10 protein-coding genes are annotated in these 12,985 nt (G+C 73.0%); 6 read left to right on the plus strand and 4 right to left on the minus strand.

Going from position 1 to position 12,985, the window contains the following annotated elements; all coding sequences use genetic code 11:
* The first annotated feature begins 115 nt into the window (after window positions 1-115).
* Entirely contained in the window at window positions 116-1,324 is a 1,209-nt protein-coding gene (locus ACN268_RS31580) for a glycosyltransferase family 4 protein (RefSeq protein WP_421486658.1), read from the plus strand.
* Between the two features lie 117 nt (window positions 1,325-1,441).
* The gene (locus ACN268_RS31585; RefSeq protein ID WP_364315399.1) at window positions 1,442-1,981 is read left to right on the plus strand and encodes an acyltransferase; all 540 of its coding nucleotides are present in this window, start codon (window positions 1,442-1,444) and stop codon (window positions 1,979-1,981) included.
* Between the two features lie 50 nt (window positions 1,982-2,031).
* Here ACN268_RS31585 and ACN268_RS31590 read toward each other — a convergent pair whose 3' ends face one another.
* Window positions 2,032-4,062 carry a hypothetical protein gene (locus ACN268_RS31590; RefSeq protein ID WP_421486659.1) on the minus strand — a complete coding sequence of 677 codons (2,031 nt, stop codon included), beginning with the start codon at window positions 4,060-4,062 and terminating at the stop codon, window positions 2,032-2,034.
* Window positions 4,063-4,284: 222 nt separating this feature from the next.
* On the opposite strand from ACN268_RS31590, the gene ACN268_RS31595 reads away from it, so the two are divergent.
* The 4 genes from ACN268_RS31595 to ACN268_RS31610 are packed head-to-tail and all read left to right on the plus strand — an operon-like array spanning window position 4,285 to window position 9,177.
* Window positions 4,285-5,241 (plus strand): NAD-dependent epimerase/dehydratase family protein, encoded by a 957-nt coding sequence (locus ACN268_RS31595; protein WP_421486660.1) that lies wholly within the window; start codon window positions 4,285-4,287, stop codon window positions 5,239-5,241.
* Complete coding sequence (locus tag ACN268_RS31600; protein WP_421486661.1) at window positions 5,238-6,731, plus strand: lipopolysaccharide biosynthesis protein; 1,494 nt, start codon at window positions 5,238-5,240, stop codon at window positions 6,729-6,731. The genes ACN268_RS31595 and ACN268_RS31600 overlap by 4 nt, the downstream gene beginning before the upstream one ends.
* The gene (locus tag ACN268_RS31605) at window positions 6,716-7,918 is read left to right on the plus strand and encodes a glycosyltransferase (protein ID WP_421486662.1); all 1,203 of its coding nucleotides are present in this window, start codon (window positions 6,716-6,718) and stop codon (window positions 7,916-7,918) included. The genes ACN268_RS31600 and ACN268_RS31605 overlap by 16 nt, the downstream gene beginning before the upstream one ends.
* Window positions 7,919-7,923: 5 nt before the next feature.
* Window positions 7,924-9,177 carry a glycosyltransferase gene (locus tag ACN268_RS31610; protein ID WP_421486663.1) on the plus strand — a complete coding sequence of 418 codons (1,254 nt, stop codon included), beginning with the start codon at window positions 7,924-7,926 and terminating at the stop codon, window positions 9,175-9,177.
* A gap of 58 nt (window positions 9,178-9,235) precedes the next feature.
* On the opposite strand, the gene ACN268_RS31615 is transcribed toward ACN268_RS31610, so the two are convergent.
* Genes ACN268_RS31615 through ACN268_RS31625 form a run of 3 tightly spaced genes read right to left on the minus strand, consistent with a single transcriptional unit; the run spans window position 9,236 to window position 12,829 of the window.
* Window positions 9,236-10,705, minus strand: coding sequence for an O-antigen ligase family protein (locus tag ACN268_RS31615; RefSeq protein WP_421486664.1), 1,470 nt, complete (start codon window positions 10,703-10,705; stop codon window positions 9,236-9,238).
* Window positions 10,706-10,760: 55 nt separating this feature from the next.
* Window positions 10,761-11,759 (minus strand): dTDP-4-dehydrorhamnose reductase family protein, encoded by a 999-nt coding sequence (locus ACN268_RS31620; RefSeq protein WP_421486665.1) that lies wholly within the window; start codon window positions 11,757-11,759, stop codon window positions 10,761-10,763.
* Window positions 11,756-12,829 carry a polysaccharide biosynthesis protein gene (locus ACN268_RS31625; RefSeq protein WP_363656629.1) on the minus strand — a complete coding sequence of 358 codons (1,074 nt, stop codon included), beginning with the start codon at window positions 12,827-12,829 and terminating at the stop codon, window positions 11,756-11,758. The genes ACN268_RS31620 and ACN268_RS31625 overlap by 4 nt, the downstream gene beginning before the upstream one ends.
* Window positions 12,830-12,985: the final 156 nt, after the last annotated feature.

Consider the following 12,985-nt stretch of genomic DNA (forward strand, 5'->3'; position numbering starts at 1 on the left):
ACCCTTCCCCTCGACTGCGACCTCCCGTACGGGCCGGGCCCTCCGGCCGCGGCCCGGGCGGTGCGGACATTCCTACGGGACGCCGCTTCTCGGGCGGCACGGTGAAGGTGAGCCGATGGTGAACAAGTTGACAAGGCTGCCCTCCCTGGAAGTCGCCGGCACGCCACGACGGTCCGTGGGCACCTACCGGGTGGTGGCGACCGCGGGGGTGTTCGAGCCGGGCTTCCGGGGCGGCGGCCCGATCCGCTCGCTGCGGTTCATCCTGGACACCCTGCCGGGGGATCTCGACGTCACCCTGATCACCCGGGACCGGGATCTCGGCTCGTCAGCACCGTACCCCGGTCTGTCCGGCAGGCTGCTGCGACGCGACGGGCGGTCCGCCGTCTTCTACCTGAACCCGTGGGCGCCCCGGCACTGGGCCCGGCTGGTCCGCCACGTCCGGGCCCGCCCGGTCGACCTGCTCTACGTCAACAGCATCTGGTCGTTGTTCTCGGTGCTGGCGATCCTGGCGGTGGCGTTGCGCCTGGTCCGGGTCGGGGCCGTCCTGGTCGCCCCGCGCGGCGAGCTGTCGCCCGGCGCCCTGGCGATCAGGTCGGCCAAGAAGCGGATCTTCCTGGCGCTGTGGGCGCCGCTGCTGCGCAGGCTGCGGGTGCGCTGGCAGGCGTGCAGCGGGTTGGAGGAGCGGCAGATCCGGGCCAACCTGCCGTGGGCGCAGGTGATGGTGAACGGCAACGAGAGCCCCATCCCGGCGGACCCGCCCCCACCGGTCGTCGCGCACGACGGCCCGCTGCGGTTGGTCTTCGTCGGCCGGATCTCGCCGATGAAGAACCTGTCCACCGCCCTGGAGGCGGTGGCCGGCACGACCCGGCCGGTGGAGTTCGACATCTTCGGCCCGGTGGAGGACCCGCACTACTGGTCGCGCTGCCGACGGCTCATCGCGGCCATGCCGGGGCACGTCCGGGTCCGCTACCTCGGCGAACTCGTGGCGGCGGACGTCATGCCGACGTTCAGCCGGTACGACGCCTTCCTCTTCCCCACCCTCGGCGAGAACTTCGGCCACGTGATCCTGGAGAGCCTGGCCTCGGGCTGCCCGGTCGTCTGCTCGGACAACACGCCGTTCAGCGACCTGATCGCCGACACCGGCGGGATGGTGGTCCGACCGGCGACGGCGGCCGGCCTCAGCCGGGCGCTGGACCTGCTCGCCGACCGGACACCCGTCGAACGCGCCGAGGCCAAGCACACCGCCGGGCGGCGCTACCGGCACTGGCGGCAGCGGCACCGGGAACTGAACGTGCTGGAACACGCCCGCCAGTTCTGCCGCTGACCGCCGAGGGCGGGGCCACCCGTCACCGGGGCCGTACCCCGCTCGTTGTGCCAGTGACCGGACCCGGCGGGTGCCGGCAGCCCGTGACCGTACCTGACCTGCGATCGAGGACAGCCAGTGCCCAGTCGTGTTCGTACGATGGCCCGGCGCGTACGGGACCATCTGGCCGCGTCCCGCGACCCCGAGGCGTTCGTCAGGTCCCTGGGGGTCAACCTCACCGGCCGGGTCAGGTTCTACGGGGTGAACCGGGCGATGTTCGGCTCGGAACCCTGGCTGATCACCATCGGCGACAACGTCTACGTCACCTCCGAGGTGCAGTTCATCACCCACGACGGTGGCACGCTGATCCTCCGCAAGGACTATCCCGACCTCGACTGGACCGCACCGATCACGATCGGCGACGACGTCTACATCGGCATGCGCGCGATGATCCTGGCGGGTGTCACCATCGGCAACCGGTGCGTCATCGGGGCCGGTTCGGTGGTCACCCGGGACGTCCCGGACAACACCGTGGCGGCCGGCGTCCCGGCCCGGCCGGTGCGCACCACCGACGAGTACCTGGAACGGCTGCGGGCCAAGTCGCTGGGCATCGGGCACCTGCCCGTCCCGGCCAAGCACGAGGCGATGAAGCGGATCTACGGCGTCCCCACCGGCTGACGCCGACGACGCCCCGCCCCGATCACCCGACCGCCTGCTCGGCCGTCGGGTCAGGCCCGCCGGTAGGCGACCTGCGGCGGGGGGAACCCGTGCACCCCACCGATGGTGATCGCCCCCAGCGCGCCGGTCACCGCGCTCACCTCGTAGCCGAACCGGTCGCCGGTCATCGCCGCCGCCGTCGAACCCAGGTTCAGCACGGTGGCGCAGCCGACGCCACCGGCCCGCACCGTGGGCGCGGTGACGCCGCTGACCTGCCACACCTGCCCGTACCAGTGCCAGCCGGCCGGCAGCAGGACGGGTGCGCCCAGCACCGACTCCTTAACCCCGACGGTGGTGACGGCCACGGTGCCGAAGTCGGCGACCGGGCCGAGCAGGGCGGGCCGACCGGTGGCCGGGTCGTGGGCGTACACGCCGTGGCGCAGCACGCCGGTGCCGACCCGGGTCACCTCCACGCACGCCCGGTCGACCGGGGTCGGCTCGGCCAGGAAGAACGGGTGCAGCAGCAGCCGCTGGTAGGCGCCGGTACAGGTGCTCTCCACCGTCGGGCCGGACCGGACGAGGAAGTAGCCGCCCCGGGCCCCGGACGCCCCCGGCAGCGGCTGCGGCAGGGCCTCGTCGGGGTCCGCGCGCCACGTCCCGTACCCGGGGGAGACCGGCACGGCGTACGGCACCCCGGCGACGGTGACCCGGTCGGGCACGGTGAGGTTCGTCGCGCCCACCGGGACCAGCAGCCGGTGGAACAGCTGCGGCGCGGCCAGCTCGGCCTGGGCGACCGTGCCGACCCGTTCGATCACCACGAAGTCGTCGTCGCCGGTGGAGACGACGAGTTCGGTGGCGGTCGACGGCGGGGCCAGGTAGCGGCGGTAGGCGGTCCCGGTCACCGACTCCCCGGCGGCCATGGTGCGCCCCCACACCAGTTGCGGGTAGTTCTTCTTCAGACTGGAGCTGATGAACCAGCTCTTGGCGGTGGTGTAGCGGGCGCGGACCTGCGGCACCCCGTCCGCGACCGGCAGCAATCCGACGGCGATACCCCACTGCTGCACGCCGCCGCCGCTGACCACCCACTGGGTCATGCCGGCCGCCGGCATCGTCCGGTCGACGAGGGCCGCCGGGGTGACGTCGGTGAGCGCGGCGAGGGTGTCGATGTTGGCCCAGACCGACCAGTTCAGGCCGCCGGCCACTCCCACGTTCGGCATGAACTGCCGGCGGGACCCGCCCGTCACCGGCGTCAGCGGCGCGCACTGGGTGACGCCCGCGTTGAGGGCGAACCGGGTCAGGGCGGTCACCGTCTGGGTGACGAGCAGGCCGCCGCCGGGCGACCAGCGGTAGACGTTGGCGATCCGGCACAGCGACGGGATCCTGGGCATGATCGTGGCGATCGGGGTGCCGACGTTCGCCCGCGCCGTGTCGATCATCCCCTGGTAGGACGGGATGAGGTAGGACTCCCGGATCACCAGTTCCAGGCCCGTCGACCGACCGTCGGGCACCGGCCGCCCGTCGAGTTCGACGGCGACCGTGTGCGAGTGGGTGGCGGGGCGGATCTGCACGTCCGGGGTGAGACCGGTGATCGGCACGGTGGTCCGGTTGGTCGCCCCCGAGACGTGGGTGAGCGGCCCGGCCGGCTTCACCCGGGCACCCTGCGCGATGCCGTCCACCACGGTGTACGGGTTGCCGAACAGCAGGCTGCTGGCGTTGGTGACGGCCAGCAGGGTGAAGATGCGGGTCCCGTCGCTCCACTGCGACCCCACGTCGGCGGTCGTCTTGCCGTGGTTGGCCACCACGATCTGGTTGCCGACGTTGTAGCCGTGGTTGCCGCCGACGTAGGACCAGCCGGTGTTGATCGGGCAGTTGTCGTCGGAGGTGTCGTGGATGCGGGTGCCGACGGCGGACATCACCGGCCACACCTGGGCGTCGGTCGCGGTCGAGGGCACGAGGCTCACCTGCGGCAGGCCGGAGTGCCACAGGCCGACCATCCCCTCGGGGTACGCGAGGTTGGCCGGCATCACCACGTCCCGGGTGGCGTCGAACCGCGACCTGACCGACATCAGGGCGTTGGACCGGTAGACGATCAGCTCGGGCATCCCCCACCTCCACGACGCACGACGATGCAGTCACTGTGCGCGTTTGCGCAGCTCACGGCGTTTTTCGGTCGGCTCCCGGACAGCACCGTCGGCCGTTCGGCGGATGCCGGCCCGCCCGGAGGCCGACGTCCCCGCCGTGGGCAGGGTGAATTTCGCGCCGCCGCCGTAACGTGCCGCGTCCCGGCTCGATGTACAGGTGATGTGCGTACATGGGGGTGGTTCATGCGCATTCTGATCACGGGCGGGGCCGGTTTCATCGGCGCCAACCTGGCCCGCGCCGCGCTCGGCGAGCCGGCCGTCAAGGAGGTCAGCGTCCTCGACGACTTCTCGGTGGGGTTGCGCGGCAACCTCGCCGGGCTGGACGTCGACCTCGTCGAGGGGTCGATCCTGGACCCGGCGGCCCTGGACGCGGCGATGGCGGGCCGGGAGGCGGTGGTCCACCTGGCCGCGCTGCCCAGCGTGCCCCGGTCGCTGCGCGACCCGCTCGCCTCCCACCACGCGAACGCCACCGGCACGCTGATGGTGCTGGAGGCGGCCCGCCGGCACGACGTGGGGCACGTGCTGGTCGCCTCCTCCTCGTCGGTGTACGGGATGAACCCGGCACTGCCCAAGGCGGAGCTGACCTGGACCCGGCCCATGAGCCCGTACGCGGCCAGCAAGCTCGCCACCGAGGCGTACGCGCTGGCCCACCAGGCGTCATTCGGGCTGCCCACGCTGGCGTTCCGGTTCTTCAACGTGTTCGGCCCCGGGCAGCGCCACGACCACCCGTACGCGGCAGTCATCCCCCGGTTCACCCACGCCGCCCTGCGCGGCGAGCCGGTCGAGGTGCACGGCGACGGCACCCAGTCCCGCGACTTCACCTACGTGGGCACGGTCTGCGAGGTGATCCTCGACGCGCTGCGCCGCCGGGTGCACCACCCGCATCCGGTCAACCTCGCCTTCGGCGCGCGGGCCAGCCTGCTCCAGGTCCTCGACGAGTTGGAGGAGCTGTTCGGCCGGCCGATCGCCCGGGAGCACGTGGCACCGCGTACCGGGGACGTTCCGCACTCGCTCGCCGACAACACCGCCCTGCGGGAGTTGTTCCCGGACGTCACCCCGGTGGCCCGCCGGCAGGGGCTGCGGGCCACGGCCGAGTGGCTGGCCGAGCGGCTGGCCGTCGCCCCCGCCACCCACCGGTGACCCGGGCCGTGGGCCGGGCCACCGCCGGCACGGCCCCCACCGCCACGACGACCGGAGCCGCCAAGGCCGAAGCCACGACGGCGACCGCCACGACCGTCGACACCGCCACGACGGCGACCGCCACGACGGCCACCGCCACGACGGCCACCGCCGCGCTGCCGGTCGGTTTCCCGGCGTCGGGGCCGGGCCGGGACCGTACCGTCACGGTGGGCATCGCCACCGCGATGGTGGCCAAGGGGATCGGCCTGGCCGCGCCGCTGGTGCTGACCCCCGCCTGCTTCCGGTACCTCGGTGAGCAGCGGTACGGCCTGTGGATGGCGATCACCGCGCTCACCGGAATGGCCTGGTTCGCCGACCTGGGGCTGGGCAACGGGCTGCTCACCCGGCTCGGCCAACTGGCCGACGACCCCCGCCAACAGGCCCGGGAGATCTCCGGCGCGTTCGCCACCCTGGGCGTGGTCGCGGTGCTGCTGCTGACCGCCCTGCTGGTGGTGACGCCGGTGGTGCCCTGGGTGGAGCTGTTCGCCGTCGGTGACCCGGGCGTCGCCGCGCAGACCCCCACCCTGGTCCTGATCTGCTTCGGCGCCTTCGTGGTCAACATCCCGCTCTCGCTGGTCCAGCGGGTGCAGTACGCCCGTGGCCAGATGGTGCAGAGCAACGCCTGGCAGTCGGCCGGAGCCCTGGCCGCCCTGGCCGTGGTGCTCGTCGCCATCACCGCCGGCTGGCCACCGCTGGTGGTCGTCGCCGGTGCGGTGCTGGCGGTGCCGGTGACCAACCTGCTCAACACCGTCACCTACTTCTGGTCCTGCCCTCAGGCGCACCGGCCGGGGCCGCGACTCGTGCACCGCGACACCGTCGCCGGCCTGCTCCGGCTGGGCGTGCGGTTCTTCGTGCTCACCACGATGTCGTCGATCGCGCTGAACGTGGACAACCCGCTGGTCGCCAACGTGCTGGGGCTCGCGGCGGCGGCGCACTACGCGGTCGTGGGAAAGCTGTTCGGCGTGCTGTGGGTCTTCGTCGGGCTGGTGGGCATGACGGTCTGGCCGGTCAACGGCGCCGCCCTCGCCCGGGGCGAGGTGGACTGGGTACGCCGCAACACCCGGCGCATGGTGCTGCTCTACGGGGTGGTGGTGGGCTCGGTCGGGTTGACGCTGGTCGTGACCGGCCACCGGTTGATCGCGCTCTGGCTCGGGTCCGTCGACCGGTCGACGATCCGGCTACCCGTCCTCGTCGGACTGGCCGGCTGGTCGCTGCTGGTCGCGGTCACCTCCCCGCTGATCATGGTGCAGAACAGCATCGGCCTGCTCCGGCCGCAGTTCGTCGGATGGGCGGCGTTCCTGGTGCTGGCCACCGTGCTCAAGGTCTGGGGGCTGCGCCAGTTCGGCCTGGCCGGGCTGCCGGCGGCGGCCTGCGTCGCGTACCTGTCGACCATGGTGCCGGCCGCGCTGGTGGGCTACCGGCGGGCGCTGGCCCGGTGCGGTCCGTCGTGACCGGCCGGCTGCGGGTGCTGCGGGTCGTCGGTGAGCTGAACTTCGGCGGCACCGAGATGCGTACCGCCGAACTGCTGCCCCGGCTCGCGGCCGGCGGCGTCGACCTGCACGTGGTGACGCTCAGCGACCGGGTCGGCCCGGGGCCGCTGGCCGACGTGGTCGCCCGGCACGGCGGCAGCGTCACCGCGATCCCCCTCGACCCGCGCTTCCCGCTGCGGTTCCTGCGGCTGCTCGGGCGGCTGCGCCCGGACGTGGTGCACGCCGACTGCGCCAACTTCTCGGGGGTGCCGCTCGCGCTGGCCGCGCTGCGCGGCGTACCCGGACGGGTCGCGCACTTCCGGGGCGACGACAACGCGACGCGCACCCTGCGCCGCCGGGTCTACCGGTGGGTCTGCGGGCGGCTGCTGCGGGTCTGCGCCACCGACATCCTCGGTGTCTCGCCCAGCTCGCTGACGTTCGGTTACCACCCGGGCTGGCGTGCCGACCACCGGTGCCGGGTGGTGCTCAACGGGCTCGACCTCGACCGGCTCCGTCGCCCCAGCCCCGACGACCTGCGGGCCCTGATCGGCGCGGGACCGGCCGACCTGGTCTGCGTGACCGTGGGCCGGGCCTCACCCGAGAAACGCCGCTGGCTGCTCCCGCCGATCCTGGCCGCGCTGCGCGACCGGGGCGTGTCCGCGCACGCGGTGCTCGTCGGGCCGGGTGACCCGGCCGACGACGAGCGGGTCCGCGCGGCGGCGGACGCCGTCGGGCTGGGCGACCGGGTGCACCTGCTGGGCCCCCGCGACGACGTGGGCGGGCTGCTGCGGCAGGCCGACGTCGTCGTCCACCCGTCCTGCCTGGAGGGGCTGCCCGGGGGAGTGCTGGAGCCCGTCGCGTTGGGCGTCGGCACGGTCGCCGCCGACCTGCCCGGCGTGCGTTTCATCGACGAGCGGCTGCCCGGCGTGACCGTCGTCGGGGTCGACGCCCCGCCGCAGGTGTGGGCACGGGCGGTGGGCCGGGCGGCGGCGTACACCGCGTCGACCGCCCCCGCGGTGGCCGCCGAGCGGTTCTTCCAGAGCGCCTTCGCCATCGACACGGCGGCCACCACCCACCTGGAGATCTACCACCGGTGGGCGGCGGCCCGCCCCGGGCGGGACCGCACGCCACGACAGAGCAGCCGGCCACCGGTCGGCTCGGGACGGTGACAGAGATGAACGAACAGACCCTGGTCGCGGGTCGGCGACCCCTGCCCGACGGCGGACCGACCGGGCGGACCGGCCCACCGCGTCCGCTGCTCGTCGGCGCCTACGCCTTCCCGTACGGCGACGCCACCTCCAACCGGCTGTTGCAGCTCGCCCGGTCCGCCGCGCCCGAGGGCACCCGCACGCTCGTCGTCAACGACTGGCCCTGCGAACTGGCCTTCCCCGCCCGACCGCCCGAGCCGGCCGGCGTCGACCTGGTCACCCTGCGGGTGCGGGGCCGGCACCGGCTCACCCGGCTGCCGGCCCGGCTGGCCCGTCCGGTCCGCGTGCTGCGGGCCGCCCGTCGGCAGGGGGTACGCCGGGGCGACGTGAGCGTGGTGCTGCTCCCGATGGCACTGATGACGCTGGGCAACTGGGCGGTCCTGCGGCTGGCGCTGCGCTGCCCGGTGGTGGTCGACGCCAGCGAACGCCACGACCGGCGGCAGTTCCGCCACGGCTGGCTCACCCCGTACTACGTCCGGCACCGGTGGTCGACGTTCCTGGCCACCCGGCTGGTCGACCGGGCCACCGCGGTCTCCACCACGTTGGCCGGTTACCTCACCGGGCACGGGATGTCGGTGCTGGTGGTGCCGCCGCAGGTGGACTGCGACGACTTCCCGACGGCCCGGCCACCCGCGCTCTCCACCGGGCTGCGGCTGCTCTACGCCGGCACCCCCGGCCGCAAGGACATGCTGGACGTGATCCTGCGTGGGATCGCCCGGCTCACCCCGCAGCAGCAGCGCCGGGTCAGCCTCACCATCGCCGGGGTGACCCGCGAGGCCGCCGCCACCCACTCCGACCTGGACGTCACGGTCCTCGACGGGATCGTCGCCGAGGTGCGGTTCCTCGGTCGGGTGCCCCGCGACACCGTGCTGACGCTGCTCGCGGAGTCGCACTTCTCGATGCTGGTCCGCCCCACCGGCGGGTACGCGGCCAACGGTTTCCCGTCCAAGGTGCCGGAGAGCCTCGCCGCCGGCTGTCCGGTGCTGCTCAACCACACCAGCGACCTGGCCGCCCACGTGCACGACGGCGTCGAGGGGCTGGTGCTCGACGGCAACGGGCCGGACGACGTGCGGTGGGGGATCGAGCGGGCGCTGCGGCTGCGCGACGAGGAGTGGACGGCGATGAGCCGGGCCGCCCGGTCCCGGGCCCGTGGGTCGTTCGACCACCGCGCCTGGCGGGCCGAGGTCAGCGCCTTCCTGGTGGCCGACGACCGGCGCTGAGCCGGGTGGACACGACGGGGTGGGCGTGCCCGGTCGGGACGCCCACCGTCGGGTGACCTCAGCGCAGGGCGGGGACCGGCAGGCGGGTCAGGTCGCCGGCCGGGGCACCGACCCACGGCGGGGTCGCCGTCGTCGGGTCCGCCGTCGGGTCCGCCTGCGCCGCGTCGGCGTCGGCGCGTCCACCGGGCAGGTGCAGCAGCACCCCGGCGACCACGCACCAGAACACGTACGGGTACGTCTGCCCGGTGCCGAAGATGGCCGACTCGGTGATCTGGATCAGCAGGCCGGTGACGACGAGCCAGACCAGCCCGGAGTCGGCCCGGCGCACCGGGGAGCGCAGGGCGACCCGTCCGACGGCCAGCAGCAGCAGCACCAGCGGCGCCACGGCGGCGAGCCCCAACTCCAGCAGCAGTTGCAGGTAGCTGTTGTGCACCACGCTCACCCCGGTCCCGAAGGACTCGTCGAGGCTGGCGAGGGCGAACAGGTGGTTGCGGGAGGCGTACCCGAAGCCCAGGGTGGGTCGGTTCTGCCACCACAGGTCCACCGTGGCCTGCCACATCTCGGTGCGGCCGTTGGACAGGTCACCGCCGGTGGGGTCGGTGAAGCGCAGCACGAGCTGGCGTACCCAGGGGCCGGCGAACAGGACCGGCAGCAGATTGAACAGGTACGCCACCAGTAGCCCCACGGCCAGTCCGGCGCCCAGCCGTACCACCCGGCCCAGCCCGTTGCGCAGCACGACCCAGCAGGCCCCGGCGAGCACGGCGATCAGGCCGGTGCGGGACTGCGACAGCAGCAGGCAGGCGACGGCCGGCACCATGCCGAGCAGTTCCACCCGACGGCGGGACTGCCGGTAGACCGCCCAGCCCAGCGGCGTGGTCAGGGCGCAGACGATGCTGAGCATGTTGGGGTTGTTGTAGAGGCCCTCGAACCGGTCGGTCCGCGACAGCGCGGCGACGAGCGTGCCGTCGGTGAGCCCGACGCCGAGGCTGATCAGGGCGGACCCGCTGAGCACCAGGTAGACCATGCGCAGGTCGGCCAGCATGACCGCCCGGTCGGGCCACCGGCGGCGGACCAGGACGTGCACGAGTGCGGCCAGCAGGAGCAGCGCCACCCCCCGTTGCAGGGTCTCCAACGGCACCACCGACCAGGTGAAGCTCACCGTGGCCAGGCCGGCCATCGCCCAGAGCGCGCCGACGAGCAGCCGGGTCCACGGGTCGACCCGCGCCACCGTCCGGCCCGGTGCGCCCAGCGCCCAGACGACCAGGGCGGCCACCGCCGCGTACCGGGGATAGAAGCTGGCCTCCACCAGGCTCGGCAGCTTGGACGAGGCGCAGACCAGCAGCGCCATGGTCAGGCCCAGCAGCCAGCGCCAGCCGTCCATCTGCTGCGCGAGCGCGAACAGCGCGAGCAGCAGCAGCGCCACCGCGCCGACCGCGACCAGCGGGACGGTGACGCTGGCGACGGTGGTGACCACCACGGCCAGGACCGCCCCGACGACCAGGCACAGTTGACCCACTCGGTTCCCCACGTGATGTCCTTCGACTCCGACGGGCCGGCAGCGCCGGCGATGGTCGTTTGCTGCGTCAGCGCGGTACGCCCGCCAGGCCCGGCCGGGCCGGGTCGGACGTCCAGCGTTCCCGGGCGGCGTGCAGCGCGGTGATCATGTCCGGCCAGCTCGGCGGACGGTAACCGGTGGCGCGGGCGAGGGCGTCCGCGCGCATCGACCGGTCGCAGACGAACGCGTCGTCCGGCACCAGCTCACCGGGCCACCCGTAGACCTCGGCGACCAGCCGGAGCAGGTCGTACTTCGTGATCGGTTCGGCGGCGACGTGGTAGAGGCCGGTCAGCTCCGGCCGGGGCAGGACCACCGTGCGCAGCAGCCGGGCGAACTCCACGGTCGTCACCCCGCTGTAGACCGCCCGGGTGAAGCCGCGCACCTGACCCTGTTGGGACAGGAACCAGTCGACCAGGGAGCGGCGGGTGGTCAGCTCGTGCCCGACGATCGACGTACGCAGGGTGAGCGCCGACGCGCCGGTGGCCTCGCCCAGCAGCTTGGACCGGCCGTAGAGGTCGGGCGGGTCGGGCAGGTCGTCCTCGAGGTAGCCGCCCCGCCGGCCGGAGAACACGCAGTCGGTGCTGACGTGGACGAGCCGGCCGCCGACCTGTGCGCAGGCGTCGGCCAGCAGGTGGGGCAGGAGCGCGTTGAGGGTGACCGTCGGCACCGCGTCCTGCACGTCCGGCCGCTGCTTGATGACGCCGACGCAGTTGACGACGACGTCGGGCCGCAGCTCGTCGACGAGCCGCCGGACGTCGTCGAACCGGGTCACGTCGACGGCCGGGACGATGCGGGTCAGCAGGTGCGGGGGGTAGTGGCCGGCCCGGTCGTCGATGCTGCGGGCGAGGCCGTGCACGTCGAGCGTCGGATCGTCGGCGAGCTCGCGCAGCACGGTGTGCCCGAGCATGCCGGTGACCCCGACGACGAGGACCCGTCGCACCGGGGCGGCGGCCCGCTGGTCCGGCCGGTGGTCGGTGCGGCGGCGGGGCACCCGGTCCGGGCGGGCGGCGTCGGTGCCCGCGCTCAACTCGTCACCACGGCCGCCGTGGCCGCGGCGACCTGCGCGCGTACCTCGGGCAGCGTCATCAGCAACGACTCGATCTCCGGTACGGACAGCCGGCGGGCGTTGTGCGAGTGGAAGTCGGCCAGCCCGCCGTGCTCGACGTCGCCCTCCTCGAAGTAGAGGGAGTAGTTGAGGTCGCGGCTGTCCACCGGCACCCGCAGGAAGTCGCCGAGGTCCTCGGCGAACGCGAGTTCCTCCCGGCTGGCCAGGGTCTCGTAGAGCTTCTCGCCGTGCCGGATGCCGAGCACGGTGAACTTCGCCGGCACCCCGAACAGGTTGCACAGCGCCGTGGCCAGGTCGCCGATGGTGCAGGCGTCGGCCTTGCGGATGAACACGTCCCCCGGCTGGCCGTAGGTGAACGCGTGCTCCACCAGTTCCACCGATTCGGGCAACGACATCAGGAAACGGGTCATCGACGGGTCGGTGACCGTCGGCAGACCGCCGCGCAGGATCTGGTCGATGAACAACGGAATCACCGATCCGCGCGAGTACATGACATTGCCGTAACGCACGCAGCAGACCCTGGTGCGGGCCGTCGCGTTGTTACGGGAGTGCGCCTGCGCCACCTTTTCCATCAACGCCTTGGTCATGCCCATCGCGTTGACCGGGTAGACGGCCTTGTCGGTGCTCAGCAGGACCAGCGTCTCCACCCCGACGCGTTCGCAGGCGTCGACCACGTTGGCGCTGCCGAGCACGTTCGTGCGGACCGCCTCCAGCGGGAAGAACTCGCAGGAGGGCACCTGCTTCAGCGCCGCGGCGTGGAAGACGAACTCCATGCCCCGGGCGGCCTTGAGCACGCTGTCGTAATCGCGCACGTCACCGATGTAGTAGCGGACCCGGTCGTTGCCGAGGCGGTGGCGCATCGCGTCCTGCTTCGACTCGTCCCGGCTGAGGACCCGCACCTCGGCGGCGCCGGCGTCGAGCAGTCGGGAAACCATTGTCTGGCCGAACGAACCAGTGCCCCCGGTGACCAGGAAACGCCTGTCCGCAAGCGAGGAAAGCATATCTCCTCCTGCCTTTTCCCGTCGGACCATCCTCGGGGATCACGATCTCGTCAATGGTGACCATACTGTTGCGATAACGAGACCGTGCGCGCTTCCGGGAAAGGGAGGAACAATCACGTTTCACGTTTCGCGCGGTGCTGCGCGGCCACCATTGCCGGCCCACCGGTGCGGCAAATGTGAAACTGC

This window comes from Micromonospora sp. WMMD735, from assembly GCF_049178995.1.
Classification (GTDB): domain Bacteria; phylum Actinomycetota; class Actinomycetes; order Mycobacteriales; family Micromonosporaceae; genus Micromonospora; species Micromonospora wenchangensis.

What these genes read in the sequence shown, in the direction of transcription:
- ACN268_RS31580 (WP_421486658.1), top strand. Translation starts at nt 116, where the DNA reads ATGGTGAACAAGTTGACAAGGCTGCCCTCCCTGGAAGTCGCCGGCACG.
- ACN268_RS31590 (WP_421486659.1), bottom strand. Translation starts at nt 4,062, where the DNA reads ATGCCCGAGCTGATCGTCTACCGGTCCAACGCCCTGATGTCGGTCAGG.
- ACN268_RS31595 (WP_421486660.1), top strand. Translation starts at nt 4,285, where the DNA reads ATGCGCATTCTGATCACGGGCGGGGCCGGTTTCATCGGCGCCAACCTG.
- ACN268_RS31610 (WP_421486663.1), top strand. Translation starts at nt 7,924, where the DNA reads ATGAACGAACAGACCCTGGTCGCGGGTCGGCGACCCCTGCCCGACGGC.
- ACN268_RS31625 (WP_363656629.1), bottom strand. Translation starts at nt 12,829, where the DNA reads ATGGTCCGACGGGAAAAGGCAGGAGGAGATATGCTTTCCTCGCTTGCG.